The organism is Terriglobales bacterium, assembly GCA_035691485.1.
GTDB lineage: Bacteria > Acidobacteriota > Terriglobia > Terriglobales > Acidobacteriaceae > JAIQGF01.
Genome location: DASSIZ010000034.1, coordinates 1 through 3,240, shown reverse-complemented (window position 1 = coordinate 3,240; position 3,240 = coordinate 1). Strand labels below are relative to the sequence as shown.

The following is a 3,240-nucleotide window of genomic DNA, read 5'->3' as shown; positions in this document are numbered from 1 at the left end:
GACGCGGGTCGAGGGCGACGGCACGCTGCAGCGGCGCCACCGATCCAGGAACGTCCTGCAGGAGCACCGAACGAACCCGGCCCAGCCGGTACCAAGCCTCAGCATTGCCCGGTTCGCGGCGCACGGCCCGCTCCAGGAGGTTGGGGTCGGCGCTGTCCAAGGCGCGGGAAACGAGGTAGGCGCGTCCCGCGCGATAGACATAGGCGGCGGTCAGGCCGAGGCAGAGAACGGCGAAGAGGAGCTTGCGTCCGGGTGAGTGCAACTCAATGCGCATACCAACTCTGTGGCCCGGCCATGCGCGTCGTATGGCGATGGCCGGCCGTTGCAACGATCAGCTTTGCCGAGATTCGTTGTTGTAATAGCGGTTCTTCTGCCCGTACCCATACGAATAGTAGTAATAGTAAGAGCCGGGGGAGGTCAGATCGACGCCGTTGAGCAAGGTGCCGGTGATCCGAGCATTCACCTGGACGAGCAAGTCGCGGGCCTGGCGCAGCGCGTTCTTGGTGGTAACGTCGGAGCGCACCACCAGGACCACGGCGTCGGCGTGGACGGAGAGCACGACGGCGTCGGTGACGGACAAAACCGGCGGCGTATCAATCACGACGTGGTCGTATTCCTGCTTCCAACGGGTGAGACATTCCTGGAAAAATTTGGAAGCGAGCAGCTCCGCCGGTTGCGGCGGCGGCGGTCCCGCCGGTACGGCATAGAGATTCTCAATCACCGGGGACTTAATGACGACGCTGTCAAAACCCTTTCCGGTAGCCAGCAGCGTGCTGACGCCGGAGCGATTGGTCATGCCGAGAGCGCGATGCACGCTGGGACGGCGCAGGTCGCAATCCACCAGGAGAACGCGAGCGCCGGTCTGTGTGAGCACGACCGCGGTGTTGATAGCGGTGGAGGTCTTGCCCTCCTGCGGCAGCGGGCTGGTGATCACGACAACCTTCGGCGGGGTGCCGGAACCGGACAGCAGCAGGGAAGTACGCAGCGCGCGGTAGGCTTCCGCCGACTGGGAGCGGGGGCGGAAATGCGCGACCATCTGTGACTCAGCCGGGCTCTCCGAGGCAGGACCAGAGGTCGAGGTGGAGCGCGCCAGCAGCTTGCGCGTGGTGGAGCCAGCGCTCAACGGAATGACACCGAGCGAGGGCAGGGCGGCGATCGCCTCGGCTTCCTCAGGCGAACTCACGGTGGTGTCGAGCGATTCGATGAGGAAGGCCAAGCCAATGCCGCTGGCCAATCCGAGCAGCAGCCCCAGCACGATGTTCAGGCGCTTGTCGGGGCGAGCCGGCCGGGAGGGAATGGCGGCGCCGTCGACGACGCGGACGTTGCTGGAATTCAGCCCGGCGGACACCTGCGCTTCCTTGAGTTTCTGCAGCAGGCCGTCGTAGAGCTGGCGGCTGGTGTCGGCATCGCGGCGGAGCATGGTGTACTCAATAGCGTTCTCGTTGAGCTGGGTAGCTTGCGTTTTCTGGTTCTCGAACTCGTGGCGCAACATCGACTCGCGCTGCAGGGCTGCCTGGTAGTCAGCCTTCAACCGAGAAGCGTTGCGCTTCAATTCGGTCTGGATGGAGCCTTCGACGGCGGCCAACTGGTTGCGCGCTTCCAGCATTTTCGGATGCGAGGGTCCGTACAGCACCTGCAGCTGCGCAATTTGCGTTTTCAGCGTCGATTCCTGGGACTTCAAGCTGTTCAGCAGGGTGGCGTCGGCGGCCTTGGTGAAGTTGTTGATGACTTCCGGGTCGTCGGACTGGGCAATGCGGAAATTGGCTTCCTTCTGGATGCGTTCGGATTCGGCCTGAGTCAATTCCTTGTTCAACTCGTCGAGCTTGGAAACGATAACGTTCTGTTTCTCGTCGACACCGATGATCTGCTTCTGTTTCTGGTAGTCCACCAGGCGCTGCTGGGTGGTTTCCGCCTTGACGCGCAGGTCGGTCAACTGCTTGGAGAGCCATTCGGAGGCCTGCATGGTGGATTCGAAGTGGCTGCGGATATTGTGTTCGATATAGGCGTCGATGGTGTTGTTGACGACCTCGGAGGCAACCTGGGGATTGGGGCTGGCGAAGCGAATGTCCACCAGCCGAGTGCGCGGAACGGTGGCGACCGTCAAGCCGCCCTTGATCTTAGCTGCTGAGCGCGCGGTCTGGGTGACGTCCAGCTTGGCGGTGTCGCTGATGCCGGAGTTGGACTTGATGCCAAGGAAGGCCGCGGAGACGGGCGAGAGGCGCCGCGCGACATCGGCGGCCAGACCGTCGCTTTGCAGGATTTTGACCTGGGTTTCGATTTCGACGGTGTCATCGTCGCCCCCACCGGCATAGGCGTTGGCATCCTTGAAAGGAAGGATGTCCTGCGCCGGGCGGTTGATCTCAATGCGACCGCTGGCTTCATAAATGGGGGTCATGCGCAGGGTGGCGATGGTGGCCAGCGTGGTCACAATGACCATCGCGGCCAGGATCAGCCAACGGTGCTTATAAAGCGTGCGCAGGTACTCCCAGATGGAGACTGCTGGCGGCTCGACCGGGTAATAGCCGGAAGTGAAAGGAATGGTGGGAAATTCGACCGACGGCGGCTCGTAGGGAACAGGAAAACTGTTCCCCGCACTCAACTGCCTCTGATCCATCCACGGCTCCTGCGGCGACGCCGTCGGTTACGGCGGAACCGCTGCAATGTGTGGGTGCTGTGCGGCGATAGTAGCAGCTTTTCAAAATTTAAAAAAAGCTTCTGAGCGCGCGGGGAGCAACAAGAGATAATAGCTGCGCCCACGCTCCACAGTTTTTTTCCTCCACACATTGTTTCTGGCGAAACAGCATGGTGCTATATTCCTGAAAAACCTCGAACCACTTGTGTGCGCAAGGAAGCCTCTGGCAACGCCAGATTCGGACACGGAGCGGGCGGAAACCGTTATTGATTTCATCGAGCAGCAGTCGCGACCGGCAGCAGCGCCCGATGTCCCACGTCGTAGTGCCTCCAGAGAAAAGCGGCAACGATTCCCCGTGGTGGAGCGGGTGGAACCTGATTAGATAACCTATGTGCGGCATCGCGGGAATCCTGAAATTATCCGGCCCGGTGACAGCGCAGGAGGTCACGGCGGTGCTGCGCATGCTCGACGCCGAGGTTCACCGCGGGCCGAACGATTGGGGGGTTTTGTATCCCGACAGCGTCGGCAACGAGCCGCTGTTGCGGCGGGAAGTGGAGGCGCGCGGGCGGGGCCACGATTTTCAGTATGCGTCCGCGGGTTCAGGGATC

General features: G+C 61.9%; 3 protein-coding genes. 1 reads left to right on the top strand and 2 read right to left on the bottom strand.

All coding sequences use genetic code 11. The features are described 5' to 3' along the window. The coding region (locus VFI82_04630; protein ID HET7183945.1) for a hypothetical protein at nucleotides 1-274 on the bottom strand (274 nt) is incomplete at its 3' end. A 57-nt stretch (nucleotides 275-331) separates the two neighbouring features. Next, nucleotides 332-2,614 (bottom strand): polysaccharide biosynthesis tyrosine autokinase, encoded by a 2,283-nt coding sequence (locus VFI82_04625; protein ID HET7183944.1) that lies wholly within the window; start codon nucleotides 2,612-2,614, stop codon nucleotides 332-334. A gap of 407 nt (nucleotides 2,615-3,021) precedes the next feature. Between VFI82_04625 and VFI82_04620 the strand changes: the two genes are divergently transcribed. Then, nucleotides 3,022-3,240 (top strand): hypothetical protein (locus tag VFI82_04620; GenBank protein HET7183943.1); only part of this gene is annotated, 219 nt, incomplete at its 3' end.